This is a genomic window from Methylobacterium komagatae, from assembly GCF_042661665.1.
In the GTDB taxonomy this organism is placed as follows: Bacteria; Pseudomonadota; Alphaproteobacteria; order Rhizobiales; family Beijerinckiaceae; genus Methylobacterium; species Methylobacterium komagatae.
In genome coordinates this window covers 148,374-165,457 of the sequence record NZ_JBHSWN010000001.1, presented here as the reverse complement: position 1 = coordinate 165,457, position 17,084 = coordinate 148,374, and the positions used below count along the sequence as shown (strand labels likewise).

The 17,084-nt window shown below is 65.8% G+C and carries 17 protein-coding genes and 3 pseudogenes; 12 read left to right on the top strand and 8 right to left on the bottom strand.

The window, feature by feature from the left end:
• Positions 1 to 71 precede the first annotated feature (71 nt).
• Positions 72 to 509 carry a DUF3429 domain-containing protein gene (locus tag ACFQE0_RS00820; protein ID WP_378966171.1) on the top strand — a complete coding sequence of 146 codons (438 nt, stop codon included), beginning with the start codon at positions 72 to 74 and terminating at the stop codon, positions 507 to 509.
• Between the two features lies 1 nt (position 510).
• On the opposite strand, the gene ACFQE0_RS00815 is transcribed toward ACFQE0_RS00820, so the two are convergent.
• Positions 511 to 735 carry a hypothetical protein gene (locus ACFQE0_RS00815; RefSeq protein WP_378966169.1) on the bottom strand — a complete coding sequence of 75 codons (225 nt, stop codon included), beginning with the start codon at positions 733 to 735 and terminating at the stop codon, positions 511 to 513.
• A gap of 294 nt (positions 736 to 1,029) precedes the next feature.
• On the bottom strand, positions 1,030 to 2,244 hold the full coding sequence (locus ACFQE0_RS00810; protein WP_378966167.1) for an NADP-dependent isocitrate dehydrogenase: 1,215 nt from the start codon (positions 2,242 to 2,244) through the stop codon (positions 1,030 to 1,032).
• Positions 2,245 to 2,417: 173 nt separating this feature from the next.
• Here ACFQE0_RS00810 and ACFQE0_RS00805 point away from each other — a divergent pair, with 173 nt between their 5' ends.
• Positions 2,418 to 3,179, top strand: a complete 762-nt coding sequence (locus tag ACFQE0_RS00805; protein ID WP_378966165.1) for an RNA methyltransferase — start codon at positions 2,418 to 2,420, stop codon at positions 3,177 to 3,179.
• Positions 3,180 to 3,185: 6 nt separating this feature from the next.
• Here ACFQE0_RS00805 and ACFQE0_RS00800 read toward each other — a convergent pair whose 3' ends face one another.
• Positions 3,186 to 3,374, bottom strand: a complete 189-nt coding sequence (locus ACFQE0_RS00800) for a hypothetical protein (protein ID WP_378966163.1) — start codon at positions 3,372 to 3,374, stop codon at positions 3,186 to 3,188.
• A 120-nt stretch (positions 3,375 to 3,494) separates the two neighbouring features.
• On the opposite strand from ACFQE0_RS00800, the gene ccmA reads away from it, so the two are divergent.
• The 4 genes from ccmA (at position 3,495) to dnaA (ending at position 8,157) form a co-directional block, all read left to right on the top strand.
• Positions 3,495 to 4,145 (top strand): heme ABC exporter ATP-binding protein CcmA, encoded by a 651-nt coding sequence (gene ccmA, locus ACFQE0_RS00795; protein ID WP_378966160.1) that lies wholly within the window; start codon positions 3,495 to 3,497, stop codon positions 4,143 to 4,145.
• Positions 4,142 to 4,810, top strand: coding sequence for a heme exporter protein CcmB (gene ccmB / locus ACFQE0_RS00790; RefSeq protein ID WP_378966157.1), 669 nt, complete (start codon positions 4,142 to 4,144; stop codon positions 4,808 to 4,810). Before ccmA ends, ccmB begins: the two co-directional genes overlap by 4 nt.
• A 1,033-nt stretch (positions 4,811 to 5,843) precedes the next feature.
• Complete coding sequence (gene rpsT, locus ACFQE0_RS00785; RefSeq protein ID WP_378966155.1) at positions 5,844 to 6,110, top strand: 30S ribosomal protein S20; 267 nt, start codon at positions 5,844 to 5,846, stop codon at positions 6,108 to 6,110.
• A 514-nt stretch (positions 6,111 to 6,624) separates the two neighbouring features.
• Complete coding sequence (gene dnaA / locus ACFQE0_RS00780) at positions 6,625 to 8,157, top strand: chromosomal replication initiator protein DnaA (RefSeq protein ID WP_378966153.1); 1,533 nt, start codon at positions 6,625 to 6,627, stop codon at positions 8,155 to 8,157.
• Here the strand turns inward: dnaA and ybgC are convergent.
• The 3 genes and pseudogenes from ybgC to ruvB all read right to left on the bottom strand — a co-directional run bounded on the left by ybgC (position 8,148) and on the right by ruvB (position 10,820).
• Positions 8,148 to 8,558 (bottom strand): tol-pal system-associated acyl-CoA thioesterase, encoded by a 411-nt coding sequence (gene ybgC / locus ACFQE0_RS00775; RefSeq protein WP_378966149.1) that lies wholly within the window; start codon positions 8,556 to 8,558, stop codon positions 8,148 to 8,150. The two genes, dnaA and ybgC, sit on opposite strands and share 10 nt — an antisense overlap.
• A 131-nt stretch (positions 8,559 to 8,689) precedes the next feature.
• Positions 8,690 to 9,412: a DUF4142 domain-containing protein gene (locus ACFQE0_RS00770; protein WP_378966146.1), complete on the bottom strand. Its 723-nt coding sequence runs from the start codon at positions 9,410 to 9,412 to the stop codon at positions 8,690 to 8,692.
• 352 nt (positions 9,413 to 9,764) lie between these two features.
• Positions 9,765 to 10,820, bottom strand: a pseudogene (gene ruvB / locus ACFQE0_RS00765) (Holliday junction branch migration DNA helicase RuvB).
• A 193-nt stretch (positions 10,821 to 11,013) separates the two neighbouring features.
• On the opposite strand from ruvB, the gene ACFQE0_RS00760 reads away from it, so the two are divergent.
• Both ACFQE0_RS00760 and ACFQE0_RS00755 read left to right on the top strand, forming a co-directional pair.
• The gene (locus ACFQE0_RS00760; RefSeq protein ID WP_378966144.1) at positions 11,014 to 11,247 is read left to right on the top strand and encodes a hypothetical protein; all 234 of its coding nucleotides are present in this window, start codon (positions 11,014 to 11,016) and stop codon (positions 11,245 to 11,247) included.
• Between the two features lie 94 nt (positions 11,248 to 11,341).
• Positions 11,342 to 11,731 (top strand): hypothetical protein, encoded by a 390-nt coding sequence (locus ACFQE0_RS00755; protein ID WP_378966142.1) that lies wholly within the window; start codon positions 11,342 to 11,344, stop codon positions 11,729 to 11,731.
• On the opposite strand, the gene ACFQE0_RS00750 is transcribed toward ACFQE0_RS00755, so the two are convergent.
• Entirely contained in the window at positions 11,712 to 11,924 is a 213-nt protein-coding gene (locus ACFQE0_RS00750) for a hypothetical protein (RefSeq protein ID WP_378966139.1), read from the bottom strand. The two genes, ACFQE0_RS00755 and ACFQE0_RS00750, sit on opposite strands and share 20 nt — an antisense overlap.
• Before the next feature lie 180 nt (positions 11,925 to 12,104).
• Between ACFQE0_RS00750 and ACFQE0_RS00745 the strand changes: the two genes are divergently transcribed.
• Entirely contained in the window at positions 12,105 to 13,016 is a 912-nt protein-coding gene (locus ACFQE0_RS00745; protein WP_378966137.1) for a GGDEF domain-containing response regulator, read from the top strand.
• A gap of 194 nt (positions 13,017 to 13,210) precedes the next feature.
• A complete protein-coding gene (locus ACFQE0_RS00740) occupies positions 13,211 to 13,888 on the top strand; it encodes a LuxR C-terminal-related transcriptional regulator (protein ID WP_378966135.1) in 678 nt (225 codons plus the stop codon).
• Between the two features lie 105 nt (positions 13,889 to 13,993).
• On the opposite strand, the pseudogene ACFQE0_RS00735 reads toward ACFQE0_RS00740, so the two are convergent.
• Positions 13,994 to 15,067, bottom strand: a pseudogene (locus tag ACFQE0_RS00735) (DNA topoisomerase IB); the annotation flags it as partial.
• A gap of 125 nt (positions 15,068 to 15,192) precedes the next feature.
• On the opposite strand from ACFQE0_RS00735, the gene ACFQE0_RS00730 reads away from it, so the two are divergent.
• Both ACFQE0_RS00730 and ACFQE0_RS00725 read left to right on the top strand, forming a co-directional pair.
• The gene (locus ACFQE0_RS00730) at positions 15,193 to 16,335 is read left to right on the top strand and encodes a glycosyltransferase family 4 protein (RefSeq protein WP_378966133.1); all 1,143 of its coding nucleotides are present in this window, start codon (positions 15,193 to 15,195) and stop codon (positions 16,333 to 16,335) included.
• Positions 16,336 to 16,366: 31 nt separating this feature from the next.
• A pseudogene (locus tag ACFQE0_RS00725) lies at positions 16,367 to 16,995 on the top strand (class I SAM-dependent methyltransferase).
• The last annotated feature ends 89 nt before the right edge of the window (positions 16,996 to 17,084 follow it).

The window sequence follows — 17,084 nt, the reverse complement described above, 5'->3', positions numbered from 1 at the left end:
TCGCTCGCAAGTGCGGTCGGTCCGGCCCGGTTAGGTACGGTCCCATGGCCGGGCATGGAACCGGAGGTTGGATGCCGCGCCTTCCCGCAGTGCCAATGAGCGCGATCGTGCTCGGTGTGGCCGGGCTGATTCCCTTTCTCGGTTTCGCGGCCTTGGCGGTCTCGGGAAGCGATGGCGGCCTCGGCACGATCGGCTTGTCGCCGCGCACCATCCTGTCGGCCTACGGCGCTGTGATCGCCTCTTTCCTCGGCGGCATCCGGTGGGGCGCCGCGGCCGCGCGTGGCGGCAGCGGGGGCGATTACTTCATCGCGATCGTTCCGTCCCTCGTCGCATGGGCCGCAATGGCCGCGCCCGCTCCCTGGGATCTCCGCATTCTCGGCGTTCTGGTTCTAGCCTGGGGGCTCGTCGATCAGGACCTCACCCGGCGTGGCCTCGCGCCCGTCTGGCTCGGGCGCCTGCGCCTCGTCCTTTCGGGAGTGGCCGGAGCGGCGCTCCTCGTTGCCGCCTGATTCAGCGGCGCTCGGACGGACGCGCCAGCGCGCGTAACAAAGAAACGACGGCCGCCCTCTGATCGGGTGCCGTGAGGCAACTGAACAGAAGGGCAGCTTCCGCTCGCTCCTTCGCATCCGGTCCTTCATCGAAAACGGACTGCGCGGCGCGAAAGGCGCTGGGAGGAACGTCGAGAGCGGACGCGATCCGCCTCAGATGTTCCTGGGTCTTCGGCGCCTCGAACACAACATCGCTCCCCTGAGCCGCTGGCCCCTCGAAAGCAGCCTAGCGCACCGATGCCGCGAATGTCACCTGAGGTTGTATGCTGAGCACCGCGTTGCGAGCGCCATGTTTAAGCGCGGCTGCTCTGCGTGAGAGAGATTGTTCCGCAATGTCAGAGTGTTGAATGGAAATCAGTCATATTCCGCTTGGGCGGGCCGCCATGCGACCCATTGCCCGCGATACAATCCCAAAGCGAAAAAGGCGGCGGGTGCCTTAGCACCCACCGCCTTCATCGTGGTTCCGGCGTGAGCCTCAGGCTCAGACGGACATCGCCGTCTTGAGGTTCTGATCGACCTTGTCGAGGAAGCCGGTCGTGGACAGCCACTTCTGATCCGGTCCGACGAGCAGCGCGAGATCCTTGGTCATGTGACCGGCCTCGACCGTGTCGACGCAAACCTTCTCCAGCGTGGCCGAGAATTTCGCCAGCTCGTCGTTGCCGTCGAGCTTGGCGCGGTGCGAGAGGCCGCGGGTCCAGGCGAAGATCGAGGCGATGGAGTTTGTCGAGGTCTCGCGGCCTTTCTGGTGCTCGCGATAGTGGCGGGTCACGGTGCCGTGGGCGGCCTCGGCCTCGACGGTGTTGCCATCCGGCGTCATCAGCACGGAGGTCATCAGGCCGAGCGAACCGAAGCCCTGGGCCGCGGTGTCCGACTGCACGTCGCCGTCGTAGTTCTTACAGGCCCACACGTAGCCGCCCGACCACTTGAGGCACGAGGCCACCATGTCGTCGATGAGGCGGTGCTCGTAGGTGATGCCGAGCGTGTCGAACTTCGCCTTGAACTCCTCCTCGTAGACCTTCTGGAACAGGTCCTTGAACCGGCCGTCATAGGCCTTGAGGATGGTGTTCTTGGTGGAGAGATACACCGGGTAACGGCGGGCGAGGCCGTAATTCATCGACGCGCGAGCGAAATCGATGATCGACTGGTCGAGGTTGTACATCGACATGGCGACGCCGGCCTCGGGGAACTTGAACACCTCCTTCTCGATGACGGTGCCGTCGTCCCCTTCGAACTTGATGGTCAAGCGGCCCTTACCGGGCACCTTGAAGTCGGTGGCGCGGTACTGGTCGCCATAGGCATGGCGGCCGATCACGAAGGGCTGCGTCCAGCCGGGCACAAGGCGCGGCACGTTCTTGCAGATGATCGGCTCGCGGAAGATCACGCCGCCGAGGATGTTGCGGATCGTGCCGTTCGGCGACCGCCACATCTCCTTGAGTTTGAACTCCTGCACGCGGGCTTCGTCCGGCGTGATGGTGGCGCACTTCACGCCGACGCCGTGGCGCTTGATCGCCTCGGCGGCATCCACCGTCACCTTGTCGGAAGTCGCGTCGCGATGCTCGACGCCGAGGTCGTAATATTCGAGATCGACGTCGAGATAGGGGTGGATGAGCTTGTTCTTGATCTCGGCCCAGATGATCCGGGTCATCTCGTCGCCGTCGAGCTCGACGACCGGGTTCGCTACCTTGATCTTCGCCATGGGCCGATTGCCTTCCCGCGCGCTGTCCTACAGGGGGCACGGCATGCAAGTGCCGTGCGGACGCGCCCGGCGACATAGCAAGGGGGCACCGGGAGCGGAAGGCTCGCGCTGTCATTGAGGCGGTGTCGTAACTGCCCCCTCGACGGGCCACCGGGCCCGTGCGAGAGGGCGGCATGACCCGCACGTCCGCTGAAAAGGAACTCGAACTCCCGCCGGGCACGGCGCCCGTCGTGATCCTCGTGGAGCCGCAGCTGGCCGAGAATATCGGCATGACGGCCCGCGCCATGGCGAATTTCGGCCTGTCGGAGCTACGCCTCGTCAACCCGAAGAACGGCTGGCCGAAGAAGGGTGTGCGCGAGGCGGCCTCCGGCGCCACGCACGTGCTCGACGATGCACACATCTTCGCGAGCGTCGAGGAGGCGATCGCTGATCTTCATTGCGTGTTCGCGACCACCGCCCGTGAGCGCGGGCAAATGAAGCGTGTCTTCGCTCCGGACGAGGCCATGGCGGATCTCGTCGGACGCGAAGGTCAGCGGTGCGGCATTCTTTTCGGACGCGAGCGCGTCGGGCTCACGAACGACGAAGTATCGTTGGCCGATGCCATCATCACCTTCCCCGTCTCGCCGGATTTCCCCTCGCTGAATCTCGCTCAGGCGGTGCTGCTGGTCGGCTACGAGTGGCGGAAGGCCAGCGGCCGGGCGCGCCTCCCGTTCTCGGGCGAGATGCTGTCGCCGCCCGCGACCCGCGAGGCGATGGTCGCCCTGTTCACGAACCTGGAGGCGGCGCTCGACGCGGCGGGCTTCTATCCGCCGGAGAAGCGCGGGGGCATCACGCGCAACATGCGCGACATGCTTCACCGCATGGCCCTGAACGAACAGGACGTGCGCACCTTCCAGGGAGCGCTGCGAGCGATCTCGCGGGCTATGAAGTCCTAAACGGACTTACGGGTTTTGCGGATCCGGCGGCTTGCCGCCGCCGAAGCAGCGGCCGACCGCTTCCCAGAAGGCGTTCTGCTCTTCCTTCGTGCAGCGGCCGACCCGCGCTTCGACCATGGCGAGGCCTTTCACCGCATCGTCGCTGGTGGCCACCTCCGCCTCGGTGGGTGAGGTCTGTCGATCATCCAGGCTCATGAGAATCCTCCCGGTGACGACAAGTGCGTGAGCCGCCTGTGCTGTTCCGTCGAGGGCTGCAATCGGGCATGGAGGCGCGCCGGACGCGTCCCGCGAGCCCGGTCCATCCTTGGGGGATCTGTGCGGCTCGACGTCGACAACCTCGCCTGCCGCCGATCCGGCCGCCGGATCTTCGCCGGCCTGACCTTCTCCCTGGGGGAGGGCGGGGCGCTGGCCGTTACCGGCCGCAACGGCGCGGGCAAGTCGAGCCTGCTCGCGATCCTGTCCGGGCGCCTCCGGCCGGATGGGGGGCGGATCGCCGTCTCCGATGTCGGTGAGTCGAGCCTGCCGGAATGCCTGCATGTCGTCGGCCACCGGGATGGGCTGAAATCCGCGCTGACCGCCGGGGAGAACCTGATCTTCGCCCGCGATCTCCTCGGTGCGCCGCGCCTGATGCCTCACGAGGCGCTCGAACGCCTCGGCCTCGGCCATGTCCACGACCTGCCGGTCGCGTATCTCTCGGCGGGACAGAGGCGGCGCGTGGCGCTGGCCCGGCTCCTCGTCTGCGCGCGGCCCCTCTGGCTGCTCGATGAGCCGACCGCCGCCCTGGACGTCGCCTCGCAAGACGTGCTGGCTGCGCTCATGGCCGAACACCGGGCCACTGGCGGCCTCGTGATCGCCGCGACCCATCAAGCCCTCGGTCTTCGAGACGCAATGGAGTTGCGCATCGATCGCGCGGCCGAGGCACCCGCAGCCGCCTCCGAGGCGGCCGACGCGGAGGAGTGGATATGATCCGCGCCGGTTACGCCCTCGTCGCCCGAGACCTGCGCCTGGCCGCCCGCGTCGGCGGATCGGGCACGCTGTCCCTCGTCTTCTTCCTGATGATCGTGGCGCTGGTGCCCTTCGCCCTGGGACCGGACCTCAACCTTCTTTCGCGCATCGGGCCCGCCATTCTCTGGCTCGCGGCCGTGCTCGCTACGCTGATTGGCCTCGACCGGCTGTTCCAGGCGGATGAGGAAGACGGTTCCCTCGATCTGATGACCGGCGCGCCTGTGCCCCTCGAAGGCGTCGTGCTCGCCAAGGTGCTCGCCCACTGGCTCACGACTGGATTGCCGCTTGCGCTTGCGAGCCCACTCTTCGGCCTCCTCGTCGCCCTCGACGGCACGGCCATGGCCGCGACCGCGCTGACGCTCGCGGTCGGTACGCCCGCCCTGAGCTTCATCGGCGCCGTCGGTGCGGCCCTCACCGCCTCGATTCGCCGGGGCGGCCTGATTCTCGCGGTGCTGGTTCTGCCGCTGATGATCCCGACGCTGATCTTCGGCGTCTCCGCCGCCCAGGCCGCGACGGGCGGGACCGTGCCGTTCCTCGTGCCGCTGGCGGTGCTGACGGGCCTTACCCTCATCGCCGCCGTCGTCGGAACGCTCGCGGCGGCGGCGGCGCTGAGGTGGCCGGAGTAGTTCCATAAACCTACTTAGCACCCCAGCGAGTTAGATAGCCGTGAACGAAAAACAAAGCGCTCTGGCTATTTTATATCATTGCAATTACATGATTAATCCAGGCTGTTTTCGTTTAATATCTTCAGAAGAAACTCAAATCCGCCATCAATGTCTTCATTGCCACAGAATGTTGACACTTCAACTTGATGGTTCTCAAAACATTCGATTTCAAGACGCAAGCCGTATAATGTTGCATCTACCCTGATGCTGTCAGGTCGCGATCTATTTAAGGTAAAAGAAATTCTTTTATCCTCTGGTGTATGCAACACATCGTAAATCGACTTATTTATCATGTGATTACCCTTCATTTCTGAAGGCGATTGTCGAATAAAAGCTTGTATGCTTTCCTTGCGCCTGGCTCGTTTGCCTGAGCGGCGGCTTTGAGATCAGAGACATCTCGGTCCAGAAACTGCTTTGGGAACTCCCGATTAATTTTTCCACGATAATTTTCGGATATATACTCTTGGCATGTTTCCGCTATTTTTACATAGTCTTGATGCGGCTGTGACGAAACTGATTGATTAATCCACTGACCGCCATTTGGTTGTCCAGCTGGTGCGCGGGGCTGAGTGGGTAAGTACTTAAATTGAACGACGTATTCCAGCTTTAGAAGCTTTAGATCTAGGTTGAGGCTCGCTACTAACCCGCGTAAGGAGTTCACTTCGTGCAGTAGGGGTGAGTTGGGTGTCACGGTCCGGCCTTTCCATGCTGCACTCACTGATAGGTCTTATATCTTATTGCAGGCATAATATCAAGGATTTTGCACGCTTGTCGAATGTTCTGCGAACTTGAGGGTTCGGAGCAGTTCGAGACCATCCCCATCATTCTACCGCGTTGACGCCGCGTGCCGCCGTCTCTATAGGAGGCGCTTCGCTGTGAGGCCGCGCTTTCGCGTGCGCATCCTCTCGGCCATCGCCTGACAACCTTATGCGTTGACCGATCCCCGGCCGTGCCGGCCCGTCGGCATCGCCCGACGAGAAACACGAGGACTTACATGGCCAATACCGCTTCGGCCAGGAAGATGACCCGCAAGATCGCCAAGCGCACGGCGATCAACAAGTCCCGCCGCTCCCGCATGCGTACCTTCGTGCGCAAGGTCGAGGAGGCGATCGCTTCCGGCAATCAGCAGGACGCCCAGGCCGCCCTCCAGAGCGCCGAGCCGGAGATCATGCGCGCTGCCCAGAAGGGCATCGTCCATAAGAACAATGCCTCCCGGAAGGTGTCGCGCCTCGCCGCGCGCGTGAAGGCCCTCGCGGCCTGATCGCACTCCACACCGTCTGACGGTTCGAAGCCCGGCCCTGTGCCGGGCTTTTTGTTGCCCGCTTTCCGGCTGTCCCCGAGCCCCTGTGCGGTCGATCCGGATCGAGCACCAACGCTCTCCGGCCCGCATACCAGCCGTTAACCCTCCTCCAGAATTTGCTGCATTGCGGAGTTCACTGGCCGCGTGTAGCTTAACAAAACGTCACCTGACAAAAGCAAAACACGCTGATTCCGGGACTCTCGCGAATCATGTGTCGGCGCAAGACTCTAGCTCTTGTCCGAACGCTACGCCGGAACACTTGCCGTTGGGAATCCACGCCGTCCCCACAAGTCCCACTGTTAAGGGAACCATAGGTCTTTGTTGATAGGCTCTTCCAATCGGCAAAAGTTCCTCGTGTCAGTCTTGACTCGACATATGGAATCAGTCTCGCGCGGTAGTTGCGAGGCGCTGAGGGCGTGAAGCGTGCGTACGCGCCGCGGGCGGATTTTCGTCGGCGACGTGGGGAGAGCCAGTGATGCGTGTCGACGGAACAGTGGCGAACGGCGACGAAGAGGGGCGCACCCAGGACGGTGGCGCCCATGAGACGGTCACTCCCGATTACGGTGCAGCCTGGTCGCGCGTGAAGCGCCGCCTGCGCGCCGAACTCGGTGAGGACGTGTTCGCGAGCTGGTTCGCCCGCCTCGAACTCGAAGGTGTCGCGTCCGGTGCGGGCCGGCTCACGGTCCCCACGCGCTTCCTCAAGAGCTGGATCGAATCCCACTACATCGACCGGGTGCTCACTACCTTCCGTGCCGAGGCGCCGGAAGTCGACCGGATCGAGATCGGCGTGCGCGGCACGGCAGCGCCTGCTCGCCCGGCTGTCACTCCGCCGAAGCCGGTCAGCCCGACCAGCGGTCCGCTCGCCCGGCTGCACGCTTCGGGCACCCCGGCGGCCATCGCCCCCGTGGCACCGGTGCCGGAGCAGGCCCGCACCGCTGCCTCGGCCACGGCCGATACGGGCAATGATTTCAACGGCACGCCGCTCGATGCCCGCCTGACCTTCTCGAGCTTCGTGGTCGGGCGCTCGAACGCACTGGCCCATGCCGCCGCCGAGCGCATCGCCCGCCATCAAGGCGAGGGCGCCCTGTATAACCCGCTGTACCTTCACGCGGGCGTCGGTCTCGGCAAGACGCATCTGCTGCACGGCATCGGCCATGCGGCCCGTGAGGCCGGGCGCCGGGTGATCTACCTGACCGCCGATCGCTTCATGTACGGCTTCGTGAACGCCCTTAAGACGCAGTCGGCACTGGCCTACAAGGAGCGCCTGCGCGGTATCGACCTGCTGATCCTCGATGACGTGCAGTTCATCCAGGGCAAGTCGATCCAGGCCGAGTTCGGCCACACGATCAATGCGCTCATCGATGCCGGTCGTCAGGTCGTCGTCGCCTCGGACCGGCCGCCGACTGAACTCGAAGCACTGGAGGAGCGGGTTCGCTCGCGCCTCGCAGGCGGTCTCGTGGTGGAGATCGGCAGCCTCGACGAGCAGCTGCGCGTCTCGATCCTCTCGGCCCGGCTTGCCGCCGTGCGCACCTCGCATCCGGGCTTCGACGTGTCGCCGCAGGTGGTGAACTACGTCGCCCGCTCGATCACGGCGAACGGCCGTGATCTCGAAGGTGCCGTGAACCGGCTGCTGGCCCATGCCACGCTCAGCGGTACGGCCGTGACCGTGGAGACCGCCGAGACCGCGATCCGTGACCTCGTGAAGAACCGCGAGCCGAAGCGGATCAAGATCGAGGACATCCAGAAGCTGGTGGCCAGCCGGTACAACGTCTCTCGGTCCGACATCCTGTCGGAGCGTCGGACGGCGGCGGTGGTGAAGCCGCGCCAGATCGCCATGTACCTTTCGAAGGTCCTGACCCTGCGCTCGCTTCCCGAAATCGGCCGCCGCTTCGGCGGGCGCGATCACACCACGGTGCTGCACGCCGTGCGCAAGATCGAGAAGCAGATCGGCGAGGATACCGTGCTCGGCGATGAGGTCGAGCTGCTGAAGCGGATGCTTCAGGACTGATCTGGAGTGAGCAGGGCGCGCAGGCTGTCCGGTAGACGGACGGCCCTGCCATCCCTGACGCAGGCTACAGTGACATCGGCGGCGACGAGGATATCCTCGCCACGCCGCACCTCCTGTGCGAGCGTCATCGAGGCGCCGCGCAACTCGCGCGTCATGGTCCGTACGACGAGCTGGTCGTCCATATAGGCGGGCTTGCGGAAATCGATCGCCATCTTGCGAACGACGAAGACGAGGCCGCGTGCCTCGCGATGCAGATCGGATTGGTCACCCGCGAGGCCGCGCAGCAGCTCGGTCCGGCCGCGCTCCATGAAGCGCAGGTAGCTCGCGTGGTAGACGAAGCCGGAGAAATCCGTGTCTTCGTAATAAACGCGCAGCGGCAGCGCGTGTCCCGCTTCGTCCATCGTATCCCGTCCGCGAAGCCGTGCCCGTGGCATCGCGCCCGCGTCTACAACCGATTGCCCGAAGCTAGAAGCGGCGAAGGCCGCCCCCGGGGGAGGGGACGGCCTTCGCGTGAGCCGAAATGCGACCCGGATCAGCCGCCGTAGCGGACGGCCAGGGTCGAGGACTCGGCGTGCTCCTGAGCGATGTAGGGCAGCGCCTCGTTGGCGAATTGACGGCCCTGGGCGTTATTGCCGCCCTTGGCGTAGGTGTCATAGAGCGCCAGCGTCTGGGCGTCCGCGCGGGCCTGCTGACGGATGAAGGTCCGGTCGAAGGCACGGCCGTTCGGCGCGGCCTGCAGCTGGGCGAGGCGGGCCTGACCACGTTCGCCGAGGGCGACGCGACGACCGGGCTCGGCCGGGTTGTTGTCCACGAGGCCCACGGCGCCGAGGGTGCCGCCGACGATCGACGTGCCGATGTTCGCGGCGATCGTCACCGGAGCGAGGATTAGACCGGCCGGGTTGCTTAGGTCGGTGCGGATGCCCTGGTTGTCAGAGACGACGGTGCCGTTGCGGTTCAGAGAGGTGCCGGCGGGCAGCAGCGCGTTGGTCGTGGCCTGGCGCGTCTCGATCACCTGATTGGCGTAGGAACGGACGCGCGGGTTACGCGAACGCTCGAGGGCCATGCGGCTCGCCTCGATGCTGGCCGCATCCGAGCGGAGCGCCTCGGCGCGGAAGGCCGGGGTCGAGGTGGTGGCGACCGGGCCAGCGTCGGCCGGGGTCGGGAAGATGCGGACCGGAAGGGCGTCCTGGGCCATGGCCGGCGTCGCAATAGCGGCGACCGAGAAACCGAGGGCGGCGAGCGTGGTCTTCTTCATGAGTGGGTGAAATCCCTCTCTTGTGTTGATGGGGAGGCCCGGGCCGAGACCAGCCCGGCGGGGCCTGACGTCTGGTCCCGCTGTGAGGACCGGTCGGGCGCTCAACCGAGGCGACAGGCCGCTGTTCCACGCTTGTTGCATCGCGAACGCGTGATCATCGGTGGCTGTAAGAAGTCCGGGATTACGCAGTCCGGATCAGCAAGGCTGCCAAATAGCCAGCTATGGCAGTGATTTATTGGGATGATAGGCTACGTAATCGGCTCAACGGCCAAGCTTGTCTTGACCGTTGCGTTATGTCGCAGGCGATATGCTGTTCAGAGCGTGATGCATGGCGCGCAATGTTATTGCGGCGTCACGCCTCCTCGCCATCCTGGAACAGACCGAATTGCGAGGCGGGATCGCGGCGCGGGATCGCAAAGCCCATGTGCCGGAAGGCGTGGGGGTCAGCACGCGCCCGCGCGGCGTGCGCTGCACGAAACCCTTCTGGATCAGGAAGGGCTCGACGATATCCTCGATGGCGTCCCGCGGCTCCGACAGAGCGGCGCCGATCGTCTCGATACCTACCGGCCCACCACCGAACGAGGTGGCGATGAGGGTGAGGTACTTCCGGTCCATCACGTCGAGCCCGGCGGCGTCGACGTCGAGCAGTTGCAAGGCCCTGTCCGCGATGGCGCGCGTCACGGTCTCCGCCTCGGCGACGATGGCGAAGTCGCGCACCCGGCGCAGCAGCCGCCCGGCGATACGCGGCGTGCCGCGTGCGCGCTTGGCGATCTCGTTCGCACCCTCGGGTGACATGCCGAGGCCGAGAACTCGCGCTCCACGGGTGACGATCTTTTCCAGCTCGTCGATCTCGTAGAATTCCAGCCGGATCGGGATGCCGAAGCGGTCGCGCAGCGGCGTCGTGAGAAGGCCCGCGCGGGTCGTCGCCCCCACCAGAGTAAATTTCGGCAATTCGATCTTCACCGATCGGGCCGCTGGGCCTTCGCCGATGATGAGATCGAGTTGATAATCCTCCATGGCAGGATAGAGAATTTCCTCCACCGCCGGGTTCAGGCGGTGGATCTCGTCGATAAACAGCACGTCGCGTTCATCGAGGTTCGTGAGCTGCGCGGCGAGATCGCCCGCCTTGGCGATAACCGGGCCGGACGTGGAGCGGAAATTCACCCCGAGCCCCGGGCCACGATCTGGGCGAGCGTGGTCTTGCCGAGGCCAGGGGGCCGACGAACAGGACGTGGTCCAGCGCCTGGCCGGTCTTGCGCGCCGCCTCGATGAAGATCTGCATGTTCGCACGCGCCGCGCGCTGGCCGATGAACTCGGACAGGCTCAGCGGACGGATCGACTGGTCGGCATCCTCCCCGCGCTTCTCGGCGGAGAGCAGCGGGTTCGTCGGGGGCTTCGGCTTGGTCATGAACCTTTCGGCGCCTGCGCGTCCGTGATCGCACCTCCTACCGTGCGCGGGTGGGGAAGTCTAAGCCGTGGAGCGCTTTCCCGGCTGGCGCGAATCGTCGTGAAGTTGCAACCTTGGCCATGCAACCAAATCGGGTCGACGGGCGCTTAACGAAGGCGCCGTGCGCCGATCACTGCACCTGCCCAGGACCGTCATGTTTCGCTCGCTCTTCCTCGGCGCCGTTTGCGTCGGCCTTGGGGTCGCCTCCGCTCAGGCGCGCTCGACCCGCTCGGCTTCCGCTGAGCAACCGGCCGTACAGGAGACCTCGTCGGTCAGGCCGGTCGCGGTGATCGAGAACGAATCTCAGCCGGTCTGCACCCACACGCGGCGACGCCTCTGGCTCGAAGGCGAGGGCTGGGTGGTGCGCAAGATCGCGACCTGCCGATAGGACGAGGTACGCAGTCCGCGCGGCTGGCGCGTTCGGGTGGATCGGAACGACATCTTGGGCGACCCGTTCCCGGTCTGACACCGGAGCCCGTACGATGCGTCTGCGTTCGATCACGATCCTCGCCGCCCTCGCGGCCATTCCCGTCTCGCTGCCTGCGGCGGCGGAGGGCTATTATGGTCGCCCGTATCCGGCTTACGAAGTCGGTAGCTCTCGTCTGTCCTACGGACGCGGCTTCGCGCAGCCCTTCATTGCTGGGGAGTATATCGGCGCACCGCTGACGCGTGTGCCGCGGCCCAGCCAGATCGTCCCGACGCCCTGGAGCTACGGCACCTACGGCGTCCCGACCGTCTCCGGCATCGCAGCCCCGCCCACCGGCGCCCCGACGCTCACGGTCATCAATCCCGGCACGGGCAGGAAGAGCGGCCGGGGTGGACACGAGGCGGGCGACGTCCGGGTCGTCAACGTCAGCGTTCCCCGCCGCTGATCTCGGCGTACCAGTCGGCATAGGGGGTCGTGCGAGCCATGTGACGGTTGAGGTCGGGCGCCCCGTCGTCCCACCAGACCGCTCCGCGTTCGCCGAGGGCGATCTTGGCGTCATTGACGGCGGCGCGGGCCGCTTTCATCGCGTCCGCGTCCTCTTCGCGTTTGGCCTGCCCGACGGCGCGGCGTGCATCCATCAGCTCCGCGACGAGGGCTTTCCGGCGCGGTTCGGGCAGCGACGGATTGGCGCACCGCCATAGGCGCCCCCGAATGACAAGATACCGGCCATCCGGAGTTGTGAACGCTTGTCGATCGGCCGTTCGCATCAGATTAACTCATTTAAGTTGTCGTGACTCCCGGGTTCAACCGGGGCTGCAATGCAGATCGTCGTCGTCGACTCGAGCCAGGTCGTTCTCCGGATCATCGCGTCCCTGCTCGAAGCGCGCGGGCACACCGTTCATGAGTTCACGGAGTCCGACGCCGCCCTGGAGTTCATGACGCACGCGCCGGAAGTGAGCGTGCTCATCACCAGCCTGGAAGTGCGGCCCATGAACGGGCTCGAACTGTGCTGGGCGGTGCGCTCGCGGGCCGAGGACCGGCGACCGATGCACATCATCACGATGTCCTCCGCCAACAGCGTCCACAACCTCGCCGAAGCGCTGGACAGCGGCGCCGACGACTTCATCGAAAAGCCTCCGCGCGCGGAGGAGTTGCATGCTCGCCTGCGCGCCGCAGAACGTATGGCTCGGCTGCAGGAGGAGTTGATCCGCCTCGCCGACACGGATGGATTGACGGGTCTGTTGAACCGGCGTGCCTTCCGAGAGCGGATGGACGCCGCCGTCGCCCGCGGTTTCACCCTTCGCCCGCCCGCCCTGATCTTCGTGGATATCGATCACTTCAAGCGCATCAACGACCTGTACGGGCACGATGTCGGCGATCTCGCGATCTGTGCCGTGGCCCGGCTGCTCGACGAGAACGGCATCGTCGGACGTCTGGGTGGCGAGGAGTTCGGAATCTTCCTGCCCGAGCGCGATCTAGACTCGGCGATCTTCCACGCGGAAGGGCTGCGAGTCCGTGTGCGCGCGTTGCGCGTGCCCTGTGGCGACGCGACGGTGGGGCTCACCTGCAGCTTCGGCGTCTCAACGTGGTCGGGCGAAGATTCGGTCGCCGCCTTGCTGAAGCGCGCCGACGTCGCGCTCTATGCCGCGAAGGCCGCAGGCCGAAATCGCGTGATGGTCGAGACCAAGCCAGACCTCTTAACCGGTTCGGCACGCCATAGCGTCTCGTAACGGCGCGCGAAAATAATTACAATTTTATGCAATCTCTTTTCGAAACACGCGGCGAGACGAGACCCCCGCAAAACGCCCCCAAATCAGCCCAGTAATCATTAATTTCCGGGCTTTCGGGGTGGAACGGTTCTTGGAGCTACTTCGTACGACTTGGCTGGAATGTCCCGGCCAGGGAATTCGAGGGTTCGAGAACCATGACCACGCCGATCGGCGTTCTCATCTTGGATGAGCCGGAGGATCTGAGCGCGACCGTGCGCGCGAGCCTTGAACACATGCCGGAATTCTCCACCATCGGGGAAGACGACTTAGCGGTCGGCGGAGGCCCCGCCGTTGCGCTGGTCTTCCTCGACGAGGTTCGCCTGGCCGATGGCATCGCGCGGATTGTCGATCTGAAGGAGCGTCAGCCGTCGTTGCGCGTGCTCGTGTCGTTCAAGGCTCTCACCGCCGACGACCTGCGCGCTGTCCTCGCAGCGGGAGCCGATGCCTTCGTGGCGCGCTCGAAGTCCCCGCGTGATCTCGGCGCCGCCATGGTGGCCCTGGCCGAAGGGGCCGACTGCCTCGTGCGGATGGAGCCGGTTCCGGCGGCCGAAGTGATGGATGGGCAGGGCCTGACGCCGCGCGAGGCCGAGGTGCTGCGCTTCTTGAGCGCTGGCTTCAGCAACAAGGAAGTGGCCCGGCGTCTGGCACTCAGCGTGCGCACGGTGGAGACCCACCGCCTCAACCTGCGGCGCAAGACCCAGACCGGTCGTCTGAAGGATCTGGTCTCGCTGGCCCGCCAACTCGGCCTGTCCCCCGTGGTCGATGCCGAGCCGGTGCGCCGCACGAGCGAGTCGCGCTCCTCGCAGCAGGAAGATCACTCCTCCCGCCACTGACAAGCGTTCAGGCGGCTTCGGCCGCCGAACGCCGTTTGTGACGACCGCTGGTCTTGTTCGCGCTCTTCTTGCGGTTGGCGCTGGCCTTGTCCTTCATGTCCTTGCGAACACGGGCAAGGCGTGATTGCAGCAGCCCGAGCACCGCTGCCTCCTCGGCCCGCAGTTGGCCGGGATTCTCGGTGGCTCGTTCTCTACGGCGCCGCGCATCTGATCGAGTAATGCCCCCTCAAGGTAGCAATCCAGCACCTCGGGATGGATGTAGCATTTGCGGCAGATGGTCGGCGTGTTGCCGAGGCGCTGGGCGACGTCCTCAATGGCCGTCCGCACGTTGCGCTTGGCTCCGGCCTCGCTGTCGAATGCCTCGAAGGCGCGCAACGCCAGGGCCGCCAGCACCGTGCCTGCCCAGGTGCGGAAATCTTTGGCCGTGTAATCCTCGCCCGTGATCTCGCGCAGATACGCGTTCACGTCCGAGGAAGTGACGTCCCGCTGGATTCCCTCCTCATCGACGTATTGGAACAGTTCCTGGCCCGGCAGGTCCTGGCACGCCTTCACGATGCGGGCGACCCGCTTGTCCTTGAGCGAAACGTTCCACTCCTTGCCGCTCTTACCCTTGAACTTGAAGGTCAGTTCCGAGCCCGACACCTTCACATGCGGGTCACGTAGCGTGGTGAGGCCGTAGCTGCGGTTGGTACGGGCGTAATCGTCGTTGCCGACCCGGATCAGCGTCGTTTCCAGCAGGTGCACGACGGTGGCGAGAACCTTCTCGCGCGGCAGACCCCGGCGCCGCATGTCGGCATCGATCCGGTCGCGGATCTTCGGCAGGGCATCGGCAAAGTTCATGATCCGCGAAAACTTGTCGGCTTCCCGCGCCTGCCGGAAATCCGGGTGGTAGCGGTACTGCTTGCGGCCCTTCGCATCGCGTCCCGTGGCCTGGATATGGCCGTTCCGGCGGGGACAGATCCACACGTCGACATAGGCCGGTGGGATGGCGAGCTTCTTGATGCGCTCAAGCGTCGCTGCATCACGCACCGGTGACCCCTTCGGATCGCGGTAGCTGAAGCCCTTGCCGCTCTTTCGGCGCGTGAGGCCGGGGCGGCTGTCATCGATATAGATCAGCCCCGCTTCTACGGCGGCGTTCTTCAACTCGCCGCCGCGCACGGCGCTTTTGACCGCGGCCATCGTCTTAAACCTCCCTGTGCCGGGACGAGAGGCCCGGCCTCCGACAACTTGAACGGCGATGACGCGTTCCGGGGAGAGGGCGGTTGCCGCTTTCGTTTCCCGCCCCGCCGGTGCAGGACCGCCCGATGGAGAAACCCGATTCGCCCCGCCGCCTCGTCTTCATCGCGACCGAGGACTGGTTCTTCGCCTCTCACTTCCTGCCCATGGCGCGGGCAGCGGTGGCGATGGGCCTCGAGGTCAGCGTGGTCGCCCGAGTGCGTGACCATGCCGACATCATCGCCGCGACGGGCGCGCGGGTCGTGCCCTTCGAGGCCGAGCGGTCGAGCCTCAACCCGATGGCCGCGGGCTACGCAGCGGGACAACTCGCCGCGATCCTAAAGGCGCTGAAACCGGACATCGTCCACTGTATCGCCCTGCGCTCGATCCTGGTCGGTGGCACGGCGGCGGCGATGGCAGGCATCTCGGCTCGCGTCTTCGCCGTGACTGGCCTCGGCCTCATCGGCGCCCGGCAGGACCAGATCGGCCGAACCGGGCGTTTCGCCTTGCGGGCCCTGATCCGGGGGCCGCTGGCCTCGCGCCGCACGCGCTTCCTGTTCGAGAACCCAGATGACGCCTTGGCCCTCGGCCTCGACCCGTCCGACCGCACGGTGACGATCGTCGGCGGGGCCGGAATCGACTCGGCGTACTATGGGCCACAGCCGCTCCCGGCGCAGCCGCCGCTCCGCGTCGCCCTCGTCGCGCGGATGCTCTGGTCGAAGGGCGTCGATATCGCCGTCGAGGCGGTGCGCCTCGCCCGCCGGAATGGGGCAGCGGTCGAGTTGTCGCTCTATGGCGCCCCCGATTCCGGCAACCGGCGTGCGATCCCGGAATCGACCCTTCGGGAATGGAGCAACGAGGGAATCGTCTGGCACGGGGCGACGCAGGATGTCCCCTCGGTCTGGGCCAGGCACCATGTCGCCTGCTTGCCCTCGCGCGGCGGTGAAGGCCTGCCGCGCAGCCTGCTGGAAGCCGCTTCCTGCGGCCGGGCCTGCCTCACCACCGATGTGCCGGGGTGCCGCGCCCTGGTGCGGGACGGCATCGAAGGTCTCCTCGTGCCTCCCGGCGATGCGTCCGCGCTTGCAGAAGCCCTCACCCGGCTCGCCGCCGATCCCGCCCTGGTGGCACGCCTGGGCGAGGCAGCCCGTTCCAGGATCGAGACCGGCGGCTTCACAGAGGCCGCCGTCACGGACGCGACCTGCCGCCTGTGGCGAGACCTGCTGGACGAATGACGATGCGCCCCCCGACGATCCCGAAGGCTTCATCCGGGCCAACACCCGCCTGCTGCCGGTGCCTCACGCGCCGGAGATCCACCTCCATGTCGCCGACGAGGCGACGGGCTCTGGCAACGGACGGAGGAGGAGTTGCAGGAGATCGGCCTTCCGCCGCCCTTCTGGGCCTTCGCCTGGGCAGGCGGGCAGGCGCTGGCGCGTTACATCCTCGACAATCCGAGCTTAGTCGCGGGCAAACGCGTGGTCGATTTCGCCTCGGGTTCCGGCCTCTGCGCCATCGCTGCGGCGAAGGCAGGCGCGGCCCACGTGCTCGCCAGCGACCTCGATGGCTTCGCCCTGCACGCGATCCGTCTCAACGCGGAGGCGAACGGCGTCGCGGGTCTCATCGCGCCGACACAGGCGAACCTGATCGGTGCGGCCTTCGACGCCGATCTCGTGCTCGCGGCCGACGTGTTCTACGAGATGGATCTCGCTGCGTCGGTCACGGACTGGCTGACGGGTCTCCGGCGCGCGGGCCGCGATGTGCTGATCGGCGATCCCGGGCGCACCTATTTGCCGAAGGACAAGCTCGACTGCCTAGGCACCTACACCGTGCCGGTGATGCGCAGCCTGGAGGATGCCGAGGTCAAGCGTAGCCATGTCTGGCGGTTGAAGGACTGACCTGCCACACTTCGTAAAGCGGCGAGAGCGCACTACTTCAGCATTGCGGCCCGAACCTTGCGCTCGAAGCCCCACCTGACCCAAAGGTG